General features: G+C 69.6%; 17 protein-coding genes and 2 tRNA genes. 9 read left to right on the top strand and 10 right to left on the bottom strand.

Annotation, left to right across the window (positions count from 1 at the left end; genetic code table 11):
* Window positions 1-9: 9 nt before the first annotated feature.
* Entirely contained in the window at window positions 10-642 is a 633-nt protein-coding gene (locus KYX17_RS14815; protein ID WP_243227727.1) for a YitT family protein, read from the top strand.
* On the opposite strand, the gene KYX17_RS14810 is transcribed toward KYX17_RS14815, so the two are convergent.
* Window positions 602-805, bottom strand: coding sequence for a methyltransferase (locus KYX17_RS14810; protein ID WP_243227726.1), 204 nt, complete (start codon window positions 803-805; stop codon window positions 602-604). The genes KYX17_RS14815 and KYX17_RS14810 overlap by 41 nt on opposite strands.
* An 86-nt stretch (window positions 806-891) precedes the next feature.
* Between KYX17_RS14810 and KYX17_RS14805 the strand changes: the two genes are divergently transcribed.
* From KYX17_RS14805 to KYX17_RS14780, 6 genes are all read left to right on the top strand, one after another.
* Window positions 892-967: transfer RNA gene (locus tag KYX17_RS14805), tRNA-Arg, on the top strand.
* Window positions 968-1012: 45 nt separating this feature from the next.
* Window positions 1013-1636 (top strand): oligoribonuclease, encoded by a 624-nt coding sequence (orn, locus tag KYX17_RS14800; RefSeq protein WP_308220893.1) that lies wholly within the window; start codon window positions 1013-1015, stop codon window positions 1634-1636.
* Window positions 1637-1673: 37 nt separating this feature from the next.
* Window positions 1674-1749, top strand: a tRNA-His gene (locus KYX17_RS14795).
* A gap of 33 nt (window positions 1750-1782) precedes the next feature.
* Window positions 1783-2133, top strand: a complete 351-nt coding sequence (locus KYX17_RS14790; RefSeq protein ID WP_243227725.1) for a metallopeptidase family protein — start codon at window positions 1783-1785, stop codon at window positions 2131-2133.
* On the top strand, window positions 2133-2435 hold the full coding sequence (clpS, locus tag KYX17_RS14785) for an ATP-dependent Clp protease adapter ClpS (protein WP_249223708.1): 303 nt from the start codon (window positions 2133-2135) through the stop codon (window positions 2433-2435). Before KYX17_RS14790 ends, clpS begins: the two co-directional genes overlap by 1 nt.
* A complete protein-coding gene (locus tag KYX17_RS14780) occupies window positions 2432-2923 on the top strand; it encodes a DUF2017 family protein (RefSeq protein WP_243227723.1) in 492 nt (163 codons plus the stop codon). The genes clpS and KYX17_RS14780 overlap by 4 nt, the downstream gene beginning before the upstream one ends.
* Before the next feature lies 1 nt (window position 2924).
* Here the strand turns inward: KYX17_RS14780 and KYX17_RS14775 are convergent, their stop codons facing one another.
* The 6 genes from KYX17_RS14775 to gatC are packed head-to-tail and all read right to left on the bottom strand — an operon-like array spanning window position 2925 to window position 8463.
* Window positions 2925-3464 (bottom strand): hypothetical protein, encoded by a 540-nt coding sequence (locus KYX17_RS14775; RefSeq protein ID WP_243227722.1) that lies wholly within the window; start codon window positions 3462-3464, stop codon window positions 2925-2927.
* Window position 3465: 1 nt separating this feature from the next.
* Window positions 3466-3786 (bottom strand): hypothetical protein, encoded by a 321-nt coding sequence (locus KYX17_RS14770; RefSeq protein WP_137417116.1) that lies wholly within the window; start codon window positions 3784-3786, stop codon window positions 3466-3468.
* A gap of 44 nt (window positions 3787-3830) precedes the next feature.
* Complete coding sequence (gene dinB / locus KYX17_RS14765; protein ID WP_243227721.1) at window positions 3831-5087, bottom strand: DNA polymerase IV; 1257 nt, start codon at window positions 5085-5087, stop codon at window positions 3831-3833.
* Between the two features lie 51 nt (window positions 5088-5138).
* Complete coding sequence (gene gatB, locus KYX17_RS14760; RefSeq protein ID WP_243227720.1) at window positions 5139-6653, bottom strand: Asp-tRNA(Asn)/Glu-tRNA(Gln) amidotransferase subunit GatB; 1515 nt, start codon at window positions 6651-6653, stop codon at window positions 5139-5141.
* Window positions 6653-8167: an Asp-tRNA(Asn)/Glu-tRNA(Gln) amidotransferase subunit GatA gene (gene gatA, locus KYX17_RS14755; RefSeq protein ID WP_243227719.1), complete on the bottom strand. Its 1515-nt coding sequence runs from the start codon at window positions 8165-8167 to the stop codon at window positions 6653-6655. The genes gatB and gatA overlap by 1 nt, the downstream gene beginning before the upstream one ends.
* Window positions 8164-8463, bottom strand: a complete 300-nt coding sequence (gene gatC, locus KYX17_RS14750; protein WP_137417120.1) for an Asp-tRNA(Asn)/Glu-tRNA(Gln) amidotransferase subunit GatC — start codon at window positions 8461-8463, stop codon at window positions 8164-8166. The genes gatA and gatC overlap by 4 nt, the downstream gene beginning before the upstream one ends.
* A gap of 55 nt (window positions 8464-8518) precedes the next feature.
* Here gatC and KYX17_RS14745 point away from each other — a divergent pair, with 55 nt between their 5' ends.
* Window positions 8519-10216, top strand: coding sequence for a long-chain-fatty-acid--CoA ligase (locus tag KYX17_RS14745; protein WP_243227718.1), 1698 nt, complete (start codon window positions 8519-8521; stop codon window positions 10214-10216).
* A gap of 6 nt (window positions 10217-10222) precedes the next feature.
* Here the strand turns inward: KYX17_RS14745 and ligA are convergent, their stop codons facing one another.
* The 3 genes from ligA to KYX17_RS14730 all read right to left on the bottom strand — a co-directional run bounded on the left by ligA (window position 10223) and on the right by KYX17_RS14730 (window position 14924).
* Window positions 10223-12559 carry an NAD-dependent DNA ligase LigA gene (gene ligA / locus KYX17_RS14740; protein WP_374208951.1) on the bottom strand — a complete coding sequence of 779 codons (2337 nt, stop codon included), beginning with the start codon at window positions 12557-12559 and terminating at the stop codon, window positions 10223-10225.
* Between the two features lie 61 nt (window positions 12560-12620).
* On the bottom strand, window positions 12621-13730 hold the full coding sequence (gene mnmA / locus KYX17_RS14735; protein WP_243227717.1) for a tRNA 2-thiouridine(34) synthase MnmA: 1110 nt from the start codon (window positions 13728-13730) through the stop codon (window positions 12621-12623).
* Window positions 13731-13739: 9 nt separating this feature from the next.
* Entirely contained in the window at window positions 13740-14924 is a 1185-nt protein-coding gene (locus KYX17_RS14730) for a cysteine desulfurase family protein (RefSeq protein WP_243227716.1), read from the bottom strand.
* Between the two features lie 73 nt (window positions 14925-14997).
* Between KYX17_RS14730 and glgX the strand changes: the two genes are divergently transcribed.
* On the top strand, window positions 14998-17082 hold the full coding sequence (gene glgX / locus KYX17_RS14725; protein ID WP_243227715.1) for a glycogen debranching protein GlgX: 2085 nt from the start codon (window positions 14998-15000) through the stop codon (window positions 17080-17082).
* Window positions 17083-17130 lie beyond the last annotated feature (48 nt).

Below are 17130 nucleotides of genomic sequence, written 5' to 3'. Positions count from 1 at the left end.
CTAGAGGGCATGACCTCACGACTGATTCGCCTCGTCGTCGGCTTGGCGATCTACGGCGCCGGCGAAGCACTCATCGTTCGCGCTGGTCTCGGCGTGGATCCGTGGACGGTTCTCGCCCAGGGAATCTCGCTGCACACCGGCTGGGGCATCGGCTGGATCGTCAACCTCCTGGGACTGGCCGTCATGCTCGCCTGGATCCCGCTGCGCCAGCGACCGGGCGTCGGCACTCTCGCCAACATCCTCCTGCTCGGAACGAGCATGCAGCTGGTGCTGGATCTCATGCCGGACGCTCAGGGGATCGTCGTCCAGGCGCTCACACTCCTCGGCGGCATCCTCCTCGTCGCCTTCGCGACCGGTCTGTACATCAGCGCCGGGATGGGACCCGGACCACGCGACGGACTGATGACCGGCCTCCACACGCGTTTCGGCGTTCCCATCTGGATCGCGCGCGGCAGCATCGAGCTGACGGTGCTGGGCGCAGGCTGGCTGCTCGGCGGCACCGTGGGTCTCGGAACCGTCGCCTTCGCACTCCTCATCGGCCCCCTGGTGCACCGCGCCCTGCCGCTGCTGGCGCGCCGTCCGCGCGTGGCGCGCGTGGCGATCAGTGCTGACGGAACTCCGGCCACGCCGAGCCGGGCTTGAGGTGCGCGCGCAGCGCGCCCTTCGCGATCTCCATGCTGGGGTAGCTGCCGAGATGCTCGTCCGCGCCGCTCATCGTGACGACATAGCCCCCGGCATCCTTGCGGATACTGCCCACCACACCGGTGTCCGCGTAGGCCACCCATAGCGCTTCGGTCGTGCTCATGCCGAACCTCCTCGTCCGTGTGGGGCCGACGCTACTCCGTCGGGCGGTCGGGCACCAGGCCCGTCGCGCTACGCTGGAGGATGCGGCCCCCCGTAGCTCAGCGGATAGAGCAGGAGCCTTCTAATCTCTTGGTCGCAGGTTCGATTCCTGCCGGGGGGACCACCGTCTCCGACCCGTCCGCGTCGGAGCACACGAGGAGGAGTGCACGTGAGTACGACCGATGGCGACCGGCTGGTGTGGATCGACTGCGAGATGACGGGCCTCGACCCGCAGATCGACGAGCTCGTCGAGATCGCGATCGTCGTCACCGACTTCGAGCTCAACGTCCTGGACGAGGGGTTCCAGATCGTCATCCGCCCCGACGCTTCCGCGCTGGCGAACATGAACGACTTCGTCACCGAGATGCACCGATCCTCCGGGCTCCTCGAAGAGATTCCCTCCGGTGTCAGCGTCGCCGAGGCAGAGTTCCAGGCGCTCGAGTATGTGCAGCGCTTCGCGCCGATCGAGGGCAAGGCCCCGCTCGCGGGCAACACCATCGGCACGGACCGCGCCTTCCTCGCCCGCTACATGCCCCGACTCGATCGGTGGCTGCACTACCGCAACGTCGATGTCTCCAGCATCAAAGAACTCTCGCGCCGCTGGTATCCGCGGGTCTACTTCAACGCTCCCGCCAAGAACGGCGGACACCGGGCCCTCGCCGACATCCGGGAATCCATCCGGGAGCTGGCCTACTACCGCGAGGCGGTCTTCGTCGCGCAGCCCGGTCCGTCGAGCGACGACGCGAAGTCCGTCGCGGCTCACGTCGTGTCATCATTTGCCTCCGAGGTGTGAGAGAATCGTTTGGTTGCCCGCGAGAGCGGGAGACATGGTGGCTATAGCTCAGTTGGTAGAGCACCGCGTTGTGGTCGCGGGGGTCGCGGGTTCAAGCCCCGTTAGCCACCCCACTTTCTTCCTCCGCAGCGAGGCAGGGTCGTCTGATGCTTGAGATGGATCACGAGAGCTTCGAACGGCTCGTCATCGAGGAGCTCGACCGCCTCCCCGACGACATGGTCGACGGGCTCGACAATGTGGTCTTCGTGGTCGAAGACCGCGCGGATGACATCCAGGGCGAGCTGTTCGGGCTCTACGACGGCTGGGCCCTCACCGAACGCGACCGCTACGGCGTCGGTGAGCTGCCGGATCGGATCGTGGTGTACCGCGAGCCGCATCTGAAGGCCTGCGCCGACGAGGCGGAGCTTCGCGACGAGGTGCACACGACTCTCGTTCACGAGATCGCGCACTTCTACGGGATCGATGACGCACGATTGCACGAGCTGGGGTGGGCATGATGGCCGCGCTGGCGAGTCCCGAGATCGACGAAGCGGTCGATCTCGACGCCGCCGGCGCGCTCGACTCCCATTGGCAGACCGTGGTGTGGAACGACCCCGTCAACCTGATGAGCTACGTCGTCCGCGTCTTCCGCGAGTACTTCGGCTTCTCTCGAGAGGAAGCCACACGACTCATGATGGCGGTGCACCACGACGGACACGCTGTCGTCGCGGAAGGGATGCGGGAGCAGATGGAGCTGCACGCACAGGCGATGCACGACTACGGCCTCTGGGCCACCGTTCGACGGGCGCCCGGCGCATGAGCGACGCGATCATCCTCTCCTTCACCCGCGTCGAAGCGGTACACCTGCGCGGTCTCGTGGGGCAGTTCGTGGATCTGCTCTCGGACGCGGATGCCGCATCCGACCCGGCCGTCGCACGCCTGACGCCCTCGGCCTACCCCGACGATGCTGCGTCGGCCGATCAGTTCCACGCGGCGACCCGGGCGGACCTCCTGCGTCGGAGGAACGCGGAGGCGGGCACCGTTCTCGCGGATCTCGCGAGTGCGGGCGAACTGGACCCCTCCGACGACGATGCTTTCGACGAGGCGCTCGCGCAGATGGAGATCGCGCTCGAGCCCCGCCAAGTGACCGCGTGGATGCGCACGCTCAACGCCGTGCGTCTTGTCCTGGCCGCACGGCTCGGCATCGACGACGAGGACGACCGCCCGGGAGACGACCCCCGCTTCGGCGTGTACGAGTGGCTCGGCTATCGACTCGAGCTTCTGATCGCAGCCACCGAGGATCTCTGAATCACACGCGGACGACGTGCGTCGCGAGCGACCGAGGGTCGTTCTGGCGCAGATGATCTCGTTCCTGGGCGGCCCATCGCTCCCAGTGGGGCTCGTACGTGGCTCCGTCCCGTCGCAGAGCCCGCTCGCGTCGCAGCGCGTCGTCCGCCTCGACCCAGACGCGCACCGGCGCGAAAGCGGCAGCCGCGGGAGTCAGAATGCCCGCCCCCTCGATGATCAGGGGTGTACCCGCCGTGACCTCGTGCCACGCGGACGGTTCGTCCGTCTCCCAGTTCCAGCCCTGCCACCGGCCCGCCCTTCCCTGCGCCAGCGGTAGCAGCACACCGCTGATCGCGGCATCCGCGCCTCGCCGCAGACCGTCCCAGCCGGGATACATCTGGTCGAGCGACAGCACGGTGAGAAAGGGGCGGGCATCGGCGAGTTCACGCGCGAGCGTCGTCTTGCCCGCACCGGAGCGCCCGTCGATGACGACGAGACATCTCGGCCCGGAGACGTCGACGGACGCAGCGATGTCCGCCAGCGCGGCGCCGACCTGGCGCACGTTACTTCTTGAGAGCGCGGATCACACGGCTCAGTGCGCGGCCCGCGACGAAGACGAACGGAATCGCCACCGCGAGCAGCGACACCAGGTTCGGCTCGAAGCGCAGATCGTCGCCCTTGCGGATGTAGGCGCCCAGCGGAACGGTGTAGCCGCCACCGCCGCCACCCTCATTGCCGCTGTCGTCGGAGCCGCCCCCGAAACCGTGCCACGACAGTGCGACCGGGATGAAGCGCACGCCGTCGACGTCCTGCTGCTCACCGTAGACGGAGGTGACGCCGAGGGATGCGGACTGCTTACCGAGATCGAGAACGAAGTTGGCCATGCCCCCACGCTAACGCCACAAGCTCGCGACACCTACGCCTTGACTCAGTCGAGCCGCGGTGGACGGGGATGCGAAGGCAGGGAGCCACCGGTGCGCGGTGCGCCGAGCAGCGCCGCGCGGGTCACCGCCCCACGGCCGAAGCGACTCGACGCGCCGTCGAGGGCTTCCTCCACGCGTCGCCATTCGGCGTCGTCATCCCAGAGGGTGGCCATCATGCCGGAGGAGCGCAGGTTCTCGCCCCGCACCCCGATGAGCCGAACGGGCAGCGACCGGTCGATACCCGCGAGCAGACGCAGGGCGGCGTCGCCGATCCGCTGACCCACGGCCGTGGGCTCGGGCAGAGTCACCGACCGGGACAGCGTGCGGAAGTCCGCGAAACGCACCTTGATGGCCACCGTCGCCGCCTCGACGTCGTGCGCCCGAAGTCTGGCACCCACGCGGTCGGCAAGGCGACGCACTTCCGCTCGGAGCACGGTGTCGTCATCGACGTCGTCGTGGAAGGTCTCTTCGTGGCCGATGCTCTTGTCGATCCGCTCGACGGACACCTCGCGCGCATCCTCGCCGCGCGCCAGATGCCAGACGCGCTCCCCCATCGCGTTCCCGAGGGCCTTCTCGAGCACCGGCCGAGGGGTCTGGAGGACATCGCCGATCGTGCGGATGCCACGGGCTTCGAGGATCTCCGCGGAGCGGGGGCCCACACCCCACATGGCACGAACCGGTCGGGGTGCGAGAAACGCCGCGGTGTCGGCGGCTGCGATGATCAGCAGGCCGTCGGGCTTGCTGAGGGTCGACGCCATCTTCGCGACGTGCTTCGTCGCCGCCGCGCCCACGCTGCACACGAGACCTGTGCGCTCGAGCACCCGGGCGCGCAGCATCCGCGCAATCGTCCCGGGACTCCCCCACAGCCGGCGCGAACCGCGCACGTCGAGGAACGCCTCGTCGATGGACAACGGTTCGACCAGAGGGGTGAACTCGCGGAAGATGTCCATCACCTGCGCCGAGATCGCCGTGTACCGATCGAAGCGCGGCGGGACGATCACCGCCGTCGGACACAGCCGCATGGCCTGCGAGACCGGCATCGCGGATCGCACGCCGTAACGACGCGCCTCATAGGACGCGCTCGAGACGACGCTGCGACCTTCCGGCGATCCGATGATGAGCGGCTTGCCCGCCAACGACGGATCGTCGAGCACGGCGACGGCGGCATAGAACGCATCCATATCGACGTGCAGGATGCCCGCTCCGGTGTCGTCGGCATCGGCCGGCGACACGATGCGCCCGGATCCGTCACCGCGTCCCATGCGTCCATTCTCCCGCGGACCGCCGACATCGCGGCCCGCGGGAGAGGCGGATCACTGTGCGGCGCGCTCCAGCACGAGCTCACGGACGCGGGCGGCGTCGGCCTGGCCCTTCATCGCCTTCATCACCGCACCGATGACGGCACCGGCGGCCTGGACCTTGCCGTCGCGGATCTTCGCGAGCACGTCCGGCTGCGCCGCCAGGGCGTCGTCGATCGCGGCGATGAGCGCGCCGTCGTCGGAGACGACCGCGAGCCCACGAGCGTCGACAACCTCCTGCGGCGAGCCCTCACCAGCGATGACGCCTTCGAGAACCTGACGCGCGAGCTTGTCGGTCAGCGTGCCGGCATCCACGAGCGCCTGCAGGGCGGCGACATCGGCCGGCGTCACGAGGTCCGCCGCTTCCCGCTCCTGCGCGTTCGCGACGCGGGTGATCTCACCGGTCCACCACTTGCGCGCCGCGGTCGGGCTGGCACCGGCGGCGATCGTGGCCTCGACCTCGACGAGGAGTCCGCCGTTGGCGACGTCCTGGAACTCGAGGTCGGTGAAACCCCACTCGACCTTCAGCCGGCGGCGGCGAGCCGCGGGCGGTTCGGGGAGGGCGGCACGAAGCTCTTCGATCAGCTCCGGGGCCGGGACCACGGGAAGCAGGTCGGGCTCCGGGAAGTACCGGTAGTCGTCGGCATCCGACTTCGGGCGTCCCGGCGATGTCGTGCCCGTGTCCTCGTGCCAGTGCCGCGTCTCCTGCGTGATCGTGCCGCCGTCGGCGAGGATCGCCGCCTGACGCTGGATCTCGTAGCGCACGGCACGCTCGACGGAGCGCATCGAGTTGACGTTCTTCGTCTCGGTGCGCGTGCCGAGTTTCTCCTGGCCGCGCGGACGCAGTGAGACGTTCGCGTCGCACCGCAGATTGCCGCGCTCGAGGCGGGCCTCCGAGATGCCCAGCGAGAGGACGATGTCGCGGATGGCCGCGACGTACGCCTTGGCGATCTCCGGGGCGCGGTGTTCCGCGCCGAAAATGGGCCGCGTGACGATCTCCACGAGGGGCACCCCGGCGCGGTTGTAGTCGACGAGCGAGTACTCGGCGCCCTGGATGCGACCGGTAGAGCCGCCGACGTGGGTGAGCTTGCCGGCGTCCTCCTCCATGTGGGCGCGCTCGATCGGAACCGTCACGAGCGTGCCGTCGGCGAGCTCGATCTCGACCTGACCGTCGAACGCGATGGGTTCGTCGTACTGCGAGATCTGGTAGTTCTTGCCGAGGTCCGGGTAGAAGTAGTTCTTGCGTGCGAACCGGCTGGACGGCGCGATCGAACAGCCGAGGGCGAGGCCCAGGCTGATCGAGGACCGGATGGCCGTCGCGTTCACGACCGGCAGCGCACCGGGCAGGCCCATGTCGACGGGCGCGACGAGCGTGTTCGGCGCGGCCTGATGGTTGTCCGGGTGAGCGGGGTTGGGTGCGGCGGAGAACATCTTCGTGTTGGTGTTCAGCTCCACGTGGACCTCGAAGCCGAGCACGGGCTCGAACAGCTCGAGAGCCTTGTCGAAGTCCATCAGCTTGTCCTTGGCCATCAGCGGGTCCCTCCCAGCACGGGGGCGCGATCGAGCAACGGCCCGCCCCACGAATCGACGAGCAGCGCTTCGAGCGCCGCTCCCACTCGATACAGGCGCGCATCCTCACGCGCGGGGGCGAGGAACTGGATGCCGACCGGAAGGCCGTCTTCCGCCGCCACACCCGACGGCACGGATATGCCCGGCACGCCGGCCAGGTTCGCCGGGATGGTCGTCACGTCGTTGAGGTACATCTGCAGCGGGTCGTCGATCTTCTCGCCCAGTCGGAACGCCGTGGTCGGAGCGGACGGAGTCGCGATGACGTCCACCTGCGCGAACGCCTCGTCGAAGTCGCGCTGGATGAGCGTCCGCACCTTCTGAGCGCTGCCGTAGTAGGCGTCGTAGTAGCCCGCGGAGAGCGCATACGTGCCGAGGATGATGCGGCGCTTCACCTCGTCGCCGAAGCCCGCCTCGCGCGTGGCCGCCATCACGTCTTCGACCGTGGCCGCCGCGTGCGGGCTCACCCGCATCCCGAAGCGCACGGAATCGAACTTCGCGAGGTTGCTCGATGCCTCCGCCGGCAGGATGAGGTAATAGGCCGCGACGCCGTACTCGAAGTGCGGCGCACTGACCTCGACGATCTCCGCACCCTGTGCTTCCATGGCCGCGAGCGCCGCGCGGAACGAGTCGGAGACGCCCCGCTGGAAGCCTCTGTCGTCGAGCTCGCGGATGATGCCGACCTTCAGACCCTTGAGGCTCTCACCGGACGCGCCCTCACGCGCCGCGGCCGCGAAAGACGGCCAGGCGTCGGTGAGCGACGTGGAGTCGTGCGGGTCGTGACCGGCGATCACGTCGTGAAGGAGCGCCGAGTCGAGAACCGTTCGTGTGACCGGACCGACCTGGTCGAGGCTCGAGGCGAGCGCGATCGCACCGTAGCGGCTGACACCGCCGTACGTCGGCTTCACGCCGACCGTTCCGGTCACGTGCGCAGGCTGGCGGATGGAGCCACCGGTGTCCGACCCCAGCGCGAGCGGCGCCTCGAAGGCGGCGACCGCGGCCGCCGAGCCACCGCCCGAGCCTCCAGGGATCCGATCGAGGTCCCACGGATTGTGAGTCGGACCGTACGCGGAGTGCTCGGTGGAGGAGCCCATCGCGAACTCGTCCATGTTGGTCTTGCCCAGGGGCACAAGGCCGGCGGCACGAGCACGAGCGACGACTGTCGCGTCGTACGGCGACATGTACCCCTCGAGGATCTTCGACCCGCTCGTGGACGGCATGTCTGTCGTGACCAGGACGTCCTTGATGGCGAGCGGCACACCGGCCAGCTCCCCCAGGGCTTCCCCGCTCGCACGGCGGCGGTCGATCTCGCCGGCCGCGGCCAGCGCGCCCTCGTTGACGTGCAGGAACGCGTGGACGTCGCCGTCCACCGCGGCGATGCGGTCCAGATGCGCCTGGGTCGCCTCGACACTGGACACCTCGCCCGCGGCGAGCTTGGCGGCGAGATCCGCCGCGCTGAGCCGGATGATGTCGCTCACTGCTCCTCCCCCAGGATCGCCGTCACGCGGAAGCGGTCTTCGGCCGCATCCGGAGCGTTCTGCAGCACCTCGGCGAGAGACAGCGCCTCGCTGTGCTCGTCGTCGCGGAAGACGTTCTGCAGCGGGATCGGGTGGCTCGTCGCGACCACATCGGGAGTCGCGACCTCCGACACCTTCGCGATGTTGTCGACGATCGCATCGAGCTGACCGGTGAGGCGCCCGACCTCCTCGTCGCTCAATTGGATCCGGGCGAGGACGCCGAGATGGCGCACGAGATCTGGGGTGATTTCCGACACCCCGACAGTCTAGTTCGGCCCCGCCGGACCGCCGGGCGCCCGTAGGCTGTGCCGGGTGACGACCTTCGATCCTCCCCGTCCCTGGGTCCGCAGCTACGCCGACGGAGTGCCCGACGACCTCGAGCCGGTGTCGGGTTCTCTCGTGGACATCGTGCAGGCGTCGGCACGCGAGTACCCGGACGCCGTCGCCCTGCAGTTCTTCGGGCGCGAGACCACATATCGCGACCTCGACCGTGCGATCTCGCGCGCGGCGGCCGGCCTTCACGCGCAAGGCGTGCGCCGAGGGGACCCCGTCGCGATCGTCCTGCCCAACTGCCCGCAGCACATCGTCGCCTTCTACGCCGTCCTGCGCCTGGGCGCCGTGGTGGTCGAGCACAATCCCCTCTACACCGCGCGCGAGTTGCGTAAGCAGTTCGAGGACCACGGGGCGAAGCACGCCATCGTCTGGAGCAAGGTGGCTGCCACCGTGCAGGCTTTCCCGAAGGATGTGCGCGTCTCGACGCTCGTGACGGTGGATCTGACACGCGCGATGCCCTTTACGACGCGGGCGGCGCTGCGGTTGCCGATCGCCAAGGCCCGCGAGTCCCGCGCCGCGCTGCACACGAAGGTCCGCGGCGGCATCGACTGGGACCAGTTGCTGCGCAGCGACCCGCTTCCGCCCTCCCATCCCGCCCCGACGGCGGACGACCTCGCCATCATCCAGTACACGAGCGGAACGACCGGCACTCCCAAGGGCGCCAAGCTGACCCACCGGAACCTGCTCGCCAACGCGGCCCAGTCGCGGGCCTGGGTGCCTTCGATCCACCGCGGCGAAGGCTGCGTCGTCTACGCCGTGCTGCCGATGTTCCACGCCTACGGACTCACCCTCTGTCTCACCTTCGCGATGTCGATGGGTGCGCGACTCGTGCTGTTCCCGCGCTTCGACCCCGACATGGTGCTCGCCGTGACGAAGAAGCACCCCGCGACGTTCCTGCCCTTGGTTCCGCCGATCGCCGACCGGCTGCTGCAGGCGGCGCAGGCGAAGGGGGTCTCGCTCGCGGGGACCCGGATCGCGATCTCCGGCGCCATGGCGCTCCCGCACGAGCTCGTCGTACCGTTCGAGAAGGCGACCGGAGGCTACCTGGTCGAGGGCTACGGTCTCAGTGAATGCTCCCCCGTGCTGATGGCCAACCCTGTCGCCGAGAACCGGGTGCCCGGCACCGTGGGCCTGCCGCTACCAGGCACCGAGTGTCGCGTCGTCGACCCGGAGAACCCTCGGGTCGACGTCGCCCCCGGCGGCGCAGGCGAGCTGCTCGTGCGTGGACCGCAGGTCTTCTCGGGCTACTACGGCAAGCCGGAGGCGACCGAGGAGGTCTTCGTCGACGGCTGGTTCCGCACGGGAGACATCGTGACGATCGATGAGGCCGGCTTCGTGCGCATCGTCGACCGCATCAAGGAGCTCATCATCACGGGCGGCTTCAACGTCGCACCCACCGAGGTGGAGAATGTCCTGCGACAGCACCCGCAGGTGGAGGATGTGGCCGTCGTGGGTCTTCCCGACGAGCACGCGGGTGAGGAAGTCGTCGCCGCCATCGTGGTGGCCCCCGGCGCCGAGATCGACACCGAGGCGATCCGTGACTACGCGCGCGGGATCCTCACCCCCTACAAGGTGCCGCGGCGTCTGTTCATCGTCGAGGAGCTTCCGAAGTCGCTCATCGGCAAGGTGCTGCGCAAGCAGGTGCGGGAGCACCTGCTCACCGAAACGGGGCGCTGAGCGGGCTCAGCCCGCATCGGGCGCGAGGGCGTCCAGTGCCGCCGGTCCCTGCTCCACGAGGATACGGAACTGCGCCGCGTCGATGATGCGCACGCCGAGCTGCTCGGCCTTGGCGAGCTTGGAGCCCGCGCCCGGCCCCGCCGCGACGAAGTCGGTCTTCTTGGACACACTGGAGCCGGCCTTGCCGCCCGCGGCGAGGATGGCTTCCTGAGCGCCCTCGCGCGTGTAGCCCTCGAGCGTTCCGGTCGCCACGACCGTCAGCCCCTCGAGCACCCCACCCTCGACGACCGCCGCACCGGGACCGGGGTGTCCGGGAGTGGACAGCTGCGCTCCGGCTGCTTCCCACCGTTCGACGATCTCGCGGTGCCAGTCGACCTCGAACCAGGCGATGACCGCATCCGCGATGATCCCGCCCACTCCCTCGACGGCTGCCAGCTCCTCGCGGCTCGCCGACCGGATGGCTGAGACGGATCCGAACCACTGCGCCAGGGCCCGGGCCGCGACGGGGCCCACGTGACGGATGTTGAGGGCGACGAGGAAACGCCACAGCTCCTTCGTCTTCGCCTTCTCGAGCTCGTCGAGCAGCGTCAGTGCCTGCGCGGACGGCTGCGGGGTCAGCAGACCGGACTTGCGCTCGGCGGGCGTCGGGTTGCGGCGGAACGGAGCACGTCGCACCGGCTCGCCCGTCGCGTCGTCCAGCTTCGGCTCACCGGTCTCCGCGTCCCGGACGACGACCTCGATGGGAACGAGCTCATCGAGAGTCAGATCGAAAAGCCCGGCCTCCGTGTCCAGGGGTGCACGTGCGTCACCGTCCGCCTGCGTCAGAGCCGCCGCGGTCACCTCGCCGAGCGCCTCGATGTCGAGTGCGCCGCGTGAGCCGATGTGCTCGACACGGCCGCGCACCTGCGCGGGGCACGAACGGGCGTTGGGGCAGCGCAGATCGACGTCGCCCTCCTTCGCCGGCGCCAGCGGAGTACCGCAGACCGGGCAGTCGCGCGGCATGACGAAGGCACGCTCGGAGCCGTCGCGGAGCTCGACCACCGGACCGAGCACCTCGGGGATCACGTCGCCGGCCTTACGGAGGACGACCATGTCACCGATGAGAACGCCCTTGACCTTGACGACGTCCTGGTTGTGCAGCGTCGCCTGACGCACGACGGAACCTGCCACGCGTGCCGGCTCCATGACGGCGAACGGGGTCGCACGGCCGGTGCGCCCGACCGAGACGACGATGTCGAGAAGGCGGGTGTTCACCTGCTCGGGCGGGTACTTGTACGCGATGGCCCAGCGCGGTGCGCGGCTGGTCGCCCCCAGTTCGTCGTGGAGCGCGAGCTCGTCCACCTTGACGACGATGCCGTCGAGCTCGTGCTCCACATCGTGACGATGCTCGCCGTAGTGCGCCACGAACCCGAGGACGCCGTCGATGTCGTCGAAGGTCTTGTAGTAGGGACTCGTCGGCAGCCCCCACTCGGCGAGCAGGTCGTAGATCTCGCTCTGCGAAGCCACCGGAGGAGCCGGCCACGCACCGATGCCGTGCACGAACAGTCGGAGCGACGCGAGACGCGCCCGCCCGGCCTCGAGCTCGAGGCCGTCTTTCTTGTCGAGCTGCTGGCGCAGTCCGCCGCTCGCGGCGTTGCGCGGGTTGGCGAATGCGGGGAATCGGCGATCGGCACTCAGCCGCGCGCGCTCCTCGGTGAGGTTGCCGCGCTCACGCGCCTGCTCGACGACCCGCTCCCGCATCCGGGCCTGCAGGGCGTTGAGCTGCTCGAAGGCTGCGACCGGGATGAAGACCTCGCCGCGCACCTCGACGAGAGGGGGGTGGCCGGTGCCGCTCAGGCGCTCGGGGATGCCTTCGACACGCAGAGCGTTGACCGTCACGTCTTCGCCGATGCGCCCGTCGCCGCGCGTCGCGGCCGAGGTGAGCACACCGTTCTCGTACCGGAGGCTGATCGCGAGGCCGTCGATCTTCAGCTCGGTCAGCCACCGCACCGGCCTGCCTGCGGAGCCCTGAGCCTTGACGCACCAGTCCCGCAGCTCCTCGGGGCTGAAGACGTTGTCGAGGCTCAGCATCCGCTCGGCGTGCTCGACGGGAGCGAACATCGTCGCGGATGCGGCGCCGACGCTGAGGGTCGGCGAATCCTGCTTCTGCACCTCCGGATGCAGCCGCTCCAGCTCTTCGAGCCGTCGGATCCACCCGTCGTAGGTCGCGTCGTCGACGATCTCGGCGTCGTCGCCGTAGTACGCGTCGCGGGCACGGAGAATGCGCTCCGTCAGCTCCGCCGCTTCGGCACGGGCCTCGGAGAGGGTCGTGTCATCGTCGATCGAGTCATCGGCTTGCGTCACGGATCGAGTCTAGGTGCGGCCTGCGACACCGCCAGGGCCGTGCGCGGCGCCGGTCTCGTGCCTAGGATGCGGCGACGGCGTCGACCGCGACGGCGGAGACCGTGCGGTCCACCGTGAACTGGCCGAGCACACGCGAGCCGAGGTAGAGCACGGCCGTCTGACCCGGCGCGACGCCGTCGAACGGCTCCACCGGGCGCACCACCACGCCGTCGCCGGTGACGTCGGCGTGAGCGGGCACCGGATCGGCGTGGGCGCGGATCTGCACCTCGCACGAGAACGCGGCCTCGGTCGGCGCGGCGCCCGCCCAGCTGAAGCGTGCACCCGCGATCTCGGCTGTCGCCAACGCCTCCTTTGGGCCCACCACGACGGTGTTGTTCACCGGACGCACTTCGAGCACGAAACGCGGCTTGCCATCGGATGCGGGGACGCCGAGCTGCAGCCCGCGGCGCTGGCCGACGGTGAAGGCGTGGGCTCCCTCGTGTCGTCCGACGACGGCACCCGTCCGGTCGAGGATGTCACCCTGCTCCGCGCCGACACGCTCGGCGAGCCAGCCCCGGGTGTCGCCGTCCGGGATGAAGCAGATGTCGTGGCTGTCGGGCTTCTGGGCGACCGTCAGACCGCGCTCGGCGGCTTCTGCGCGGACCAGAGCCTTCGTCGGCGTGTCTCCCAGCGGGAAGTACGTGTGCGCGAGCTGCTCGGCGGTCAGGACGCCGAGCACGTACGACTGATCTTTGGCCTGGTCACTCGCCCGGTGCAGCTCTCGACCCTCCGGGCCGTCGACGAGCAGCGCGTAGTGCCCCGTGCAGACGGCGTCGAAGCCCAGCTCGAGCGCACGCTCGAGCAGCGCGGCGAACTTGATCCGCTCGTTGCATCGCATGCACGGGTTCGGGGTGCGTCCGGCCCGGTACTCCGAGACGAAGTCCTCGATCACGTCATCGCGGAAGCGCTCCGAGAAATCCCACACGTAGAACGGGATGCCGAGCCTGTCCGCCGCGCGCCGAGCATCCATCGCGTCCTCGATGGTGCAGCAGCCGCGACTGCCCGTGCGCAGCGTCCCGCCCGCACGGGACAGTGCCAGGTGAACCCCGACGACCTCGTGTCCGGCATCCACGGCGCGCGCCGCGGCCACGGCCGAATCCACGCCACCGCTCATCGCCGCCAGAATCCGCATCATCCCAGTCTACGAGGGCGAGGCTGCACGGGCTCCGGCAGCGCGAGCGCGCTCGACGGCCCAGGGCAGCGCCTCCAGGAACGCGTCCACGTCGTCGGAGGTCGTGGTGCGTCCCAGAGTGATCCGTAGCACCGAACGTGCCGCATCCTCGTCACGGCCGAGGGCGCGCACCACGTGCGAGGGCTCGGGAATGCCCGCCTGACAGGCCGACCCTGTGGACACCGCGATGCCGCGGGTGTCGAGGAGGAACAGCAGCGTCTCCCCCAGCGCACCGGGTACCAGCAGATGCGCGTTGCCGGGGATGCGGTGCACCGGGTCGCCGAGCAACTCGAGACCCGGCACGGCGGCGCACGCCTGCGTCACCAGCCGGTCCCGCAGCGCTCCGAGGCGCACGGCCTCCGCTTCGCGCTCGGCCGCTGCGAGTTCCGCCGCCACGGCGAAGGCGGCGGCGCCCGCGATGTCCTGCGTCCCGGCGCGCAGTCCCCGCTGCTGCGCGCCGCCGTGCATCTGCGCGCCGATGCGCGCCGACCGAGCGCTGATCAGAGCGCCCGTACCTACCGGTCCGCCGACCTTGTGTGCAGAGATGCTCATCGCCACCAGGCCGGCACCCGCTGGAGCATCGCCGCGCCACCGCCGGAACTCCACGGGAACCTGCCCGAATGCCGCCACGGCGTCAAGATGCAGCGGCACCTCGGCAGACGCGGCGTCCGCGGCCAGGCCCGCCGCATCCGACAGCGTCCCGACCTCGTTGTTGGCGACCAGCGCCGTGGCGAATGCCGCCCCACCGAGCGCCGACGCGAAATCCTCGGGGTCGATCGCGCCGAGCGGGGTCAGCCGCACGGGTCGCACCTCGGCGCGCTGCGCATCGACGAGGGTCGCGACCGAGTCGATCGTCGCGTGGTGCTCCCCATCCGGAAGCACGACCGCGTCCGCACCGGCGGCGCGCGAAGCCCACAAGCCCTTCACCGCGAGGTTCACGGCCTCCGTGCCACCCGAGGTGAAGACGACCTCGATGGGATCGGCGTCGACCACCGCCGCGAGCCGTTCTCGCGCATCCTCCAGCACGCGCCTCGCCGCCTGCCCGCCGCCGTGCACGGAAGAGGCGTTGCCCGTCGTCTCCGCCGCCTCGAGCCAGGCCTCCCGCGCCTCGGGACGCAGCGGGCTCGACGCCGCATGATCGAGGTAGATGTGCACCCGTCCACTGTCGCACGCGCGGCGCGAGGCGGCGTCATGAGTTCGTCATCCGGCGATGGCTAGGGTTGTGGGCATGGTCAGCCCGACAACGACCTCCGTTCCCGCGCTCTCGCAGGTCCTCGATCCCGCTCTCGAGGACCTCGGCGTGCGCCTGCACGAGAACGGCGGCACCCTCCGCGTCTTCTCGCAGGCGGCCGACGCCCTCGACGTGGTGATCTTCGACGCCGACGATCTCGACTGGGCGACGGCGACCCTGCCGATGCAGCGTCGCGAGAGGGGGGTATGGGAGATCACCTCCGAGCTCCTCGTCGCCGGCGCGCGCTACGCACTGCGCGCATCCGGTCCTTTCGGGGCGGGGAACATCTTCAATCCGCAGACGCTGCTGCTCGACCCGTACGGCCGCGGGATCGTGAGCGGTGGGTTCGGCGACTGGCGTTCCGTGGTGGTCGATCGCGGCTTCGACTGGGGCGAGGTGCGAAAGCCCGCCGTCCCGCTGGATCGAACCGTCATCTACGAGGCGCACGTGAAGGGCATGACCAAGCGGCATCCCGGTGTCCCCGCCGCGCTCCACGGCACGTACGCAGGACTCGCGCACCCCGCCATGATCGAGCACTTCCTGGATCTCGGCGTCACGACCATCGAGCTGCTGCCCATCCATGCGTTCGCCTCCGAGCCCCGCCTCCTGCAGCTGGGACTCGACAACTACTGGGGCTACAACACGCTCGGCTTCTTCGCGCCCCACGCCGCCTATGCGACCGACCAGGCGCGCCGCGAGGGACCGGATGCGGTTCTTCGCGAGGTCAAGGGGATGGTGAAGCTCCTGCACCAGGCCGGTCTGGAAGTCGTCCTCGACGTCGTCTACAACCACACCGCGGAAGAGGGCATCGGCGGTCCGCGCTCCAGCCTGCGCGGTCTCGACAACCGCGCTTACTACCGGCAGCAGGACGACGGCACGTACATCGACGTCACCGGATGCGGCAACTCGGTGAACACGGCGACGGATGCGGGCGCGCGCCTCGTACTGGATTCGCTGCGCTACTGGGCACGGGACGTGCAGATCGACGGTTTCCGGTTCGATCTGGCCACCACGCTGGGGCGCGACGATCAGCATCGCTTCACCCCCGATCATCCTCTCCTGCGAGCCATCGCCGAGGATCCGGAGCTCGCCGACACGAAGAAGATCGCCGAGCCCTGGGACGTAGGCATGGGCGGGTGGCAGACGGGCAACTTCGGCGACGGCTGGCACGAGTGGAACGACCGGTACCGCGACCGCGTGCGCAACTTCTGGCTGTCCGACGTCGACTATGCCCGTCGCGCCTCGACGGCGCCGGTCGGCATCGGCGGGTTCGCCACCCGGCTCGCGGGATCGTCGAACACGTTCAGCGCCGACCGCGGGCCGCTGGCGTCGATCAACTTCGTCACCGCCCACGACGGCTTCACCCTGAACGATCTCGTCTCATACGACGTCAAGCACAATCTCGGCAACGGTGAGCACAACCGCGACGGGGCGGACACGAACCGCTCCTTCAACCACGGGTCGGAGGGCGCGACCGACGACGAACGGATCCTCGCCACCCGCCGCAAGGCGATGCGCAACCTCATGGGCACGCTCCTGCTCTCGGCGGGGATCCCGATGATCACCGCGGGCGACGAGTTCGGCCGGACGCAGCGCGGCAACAACAACGCGTACTGCCACGACTCCGCTCTCACCTGGCTGTCGTGGGAGCACCGGCCGTGGCAGCGCGAGCTGTTCGCGCACGTGCGGCGTTTGATCGAGCTGCGGGCCGAGAACCCGGCGCTGCGCCCCATCCGCTTCGCCCGCCTGGACGAGGAGACGCCGTCGGCATCCGTCATGGAGTGGTACGACGAGCACGGCGAGACCATGTCGGGCGAGCGATGGAACGATCCCGCGCACCGCACACTCCAGTACGTCGCGGCATCGACGCCCGAGTTCGAGGAGTTCAACCGCATTCTGCTGATCGTCCACGGCAACGAGACGCCGGTGGATGTGCGCCTCCCGCTCATCGAGGGGGTCAGCCGCTACGTGTCGCTCTGGTCGAGCGCCGAGGAATCTCCCTCGCAGGAGGAGCCGGTCCTGGCACCGGGCGACATCGTTCCGACGCCCCCGACGTCGATGCACCTGTTCCGCGCCGAATAGCACGTTCGCCCCGCCCGCGTCACGCCTGTCGTGCCGCACGCGCCCGCG

It is taken from the genome of Microbacterium sp. CIAB417, from assembly GCF_022788845.1.
The sequence above is the reverse complement of the archived record's forward strand: the minus strand, read 5'-3'. Positions and strand labels throughout refer to the sequence as shown.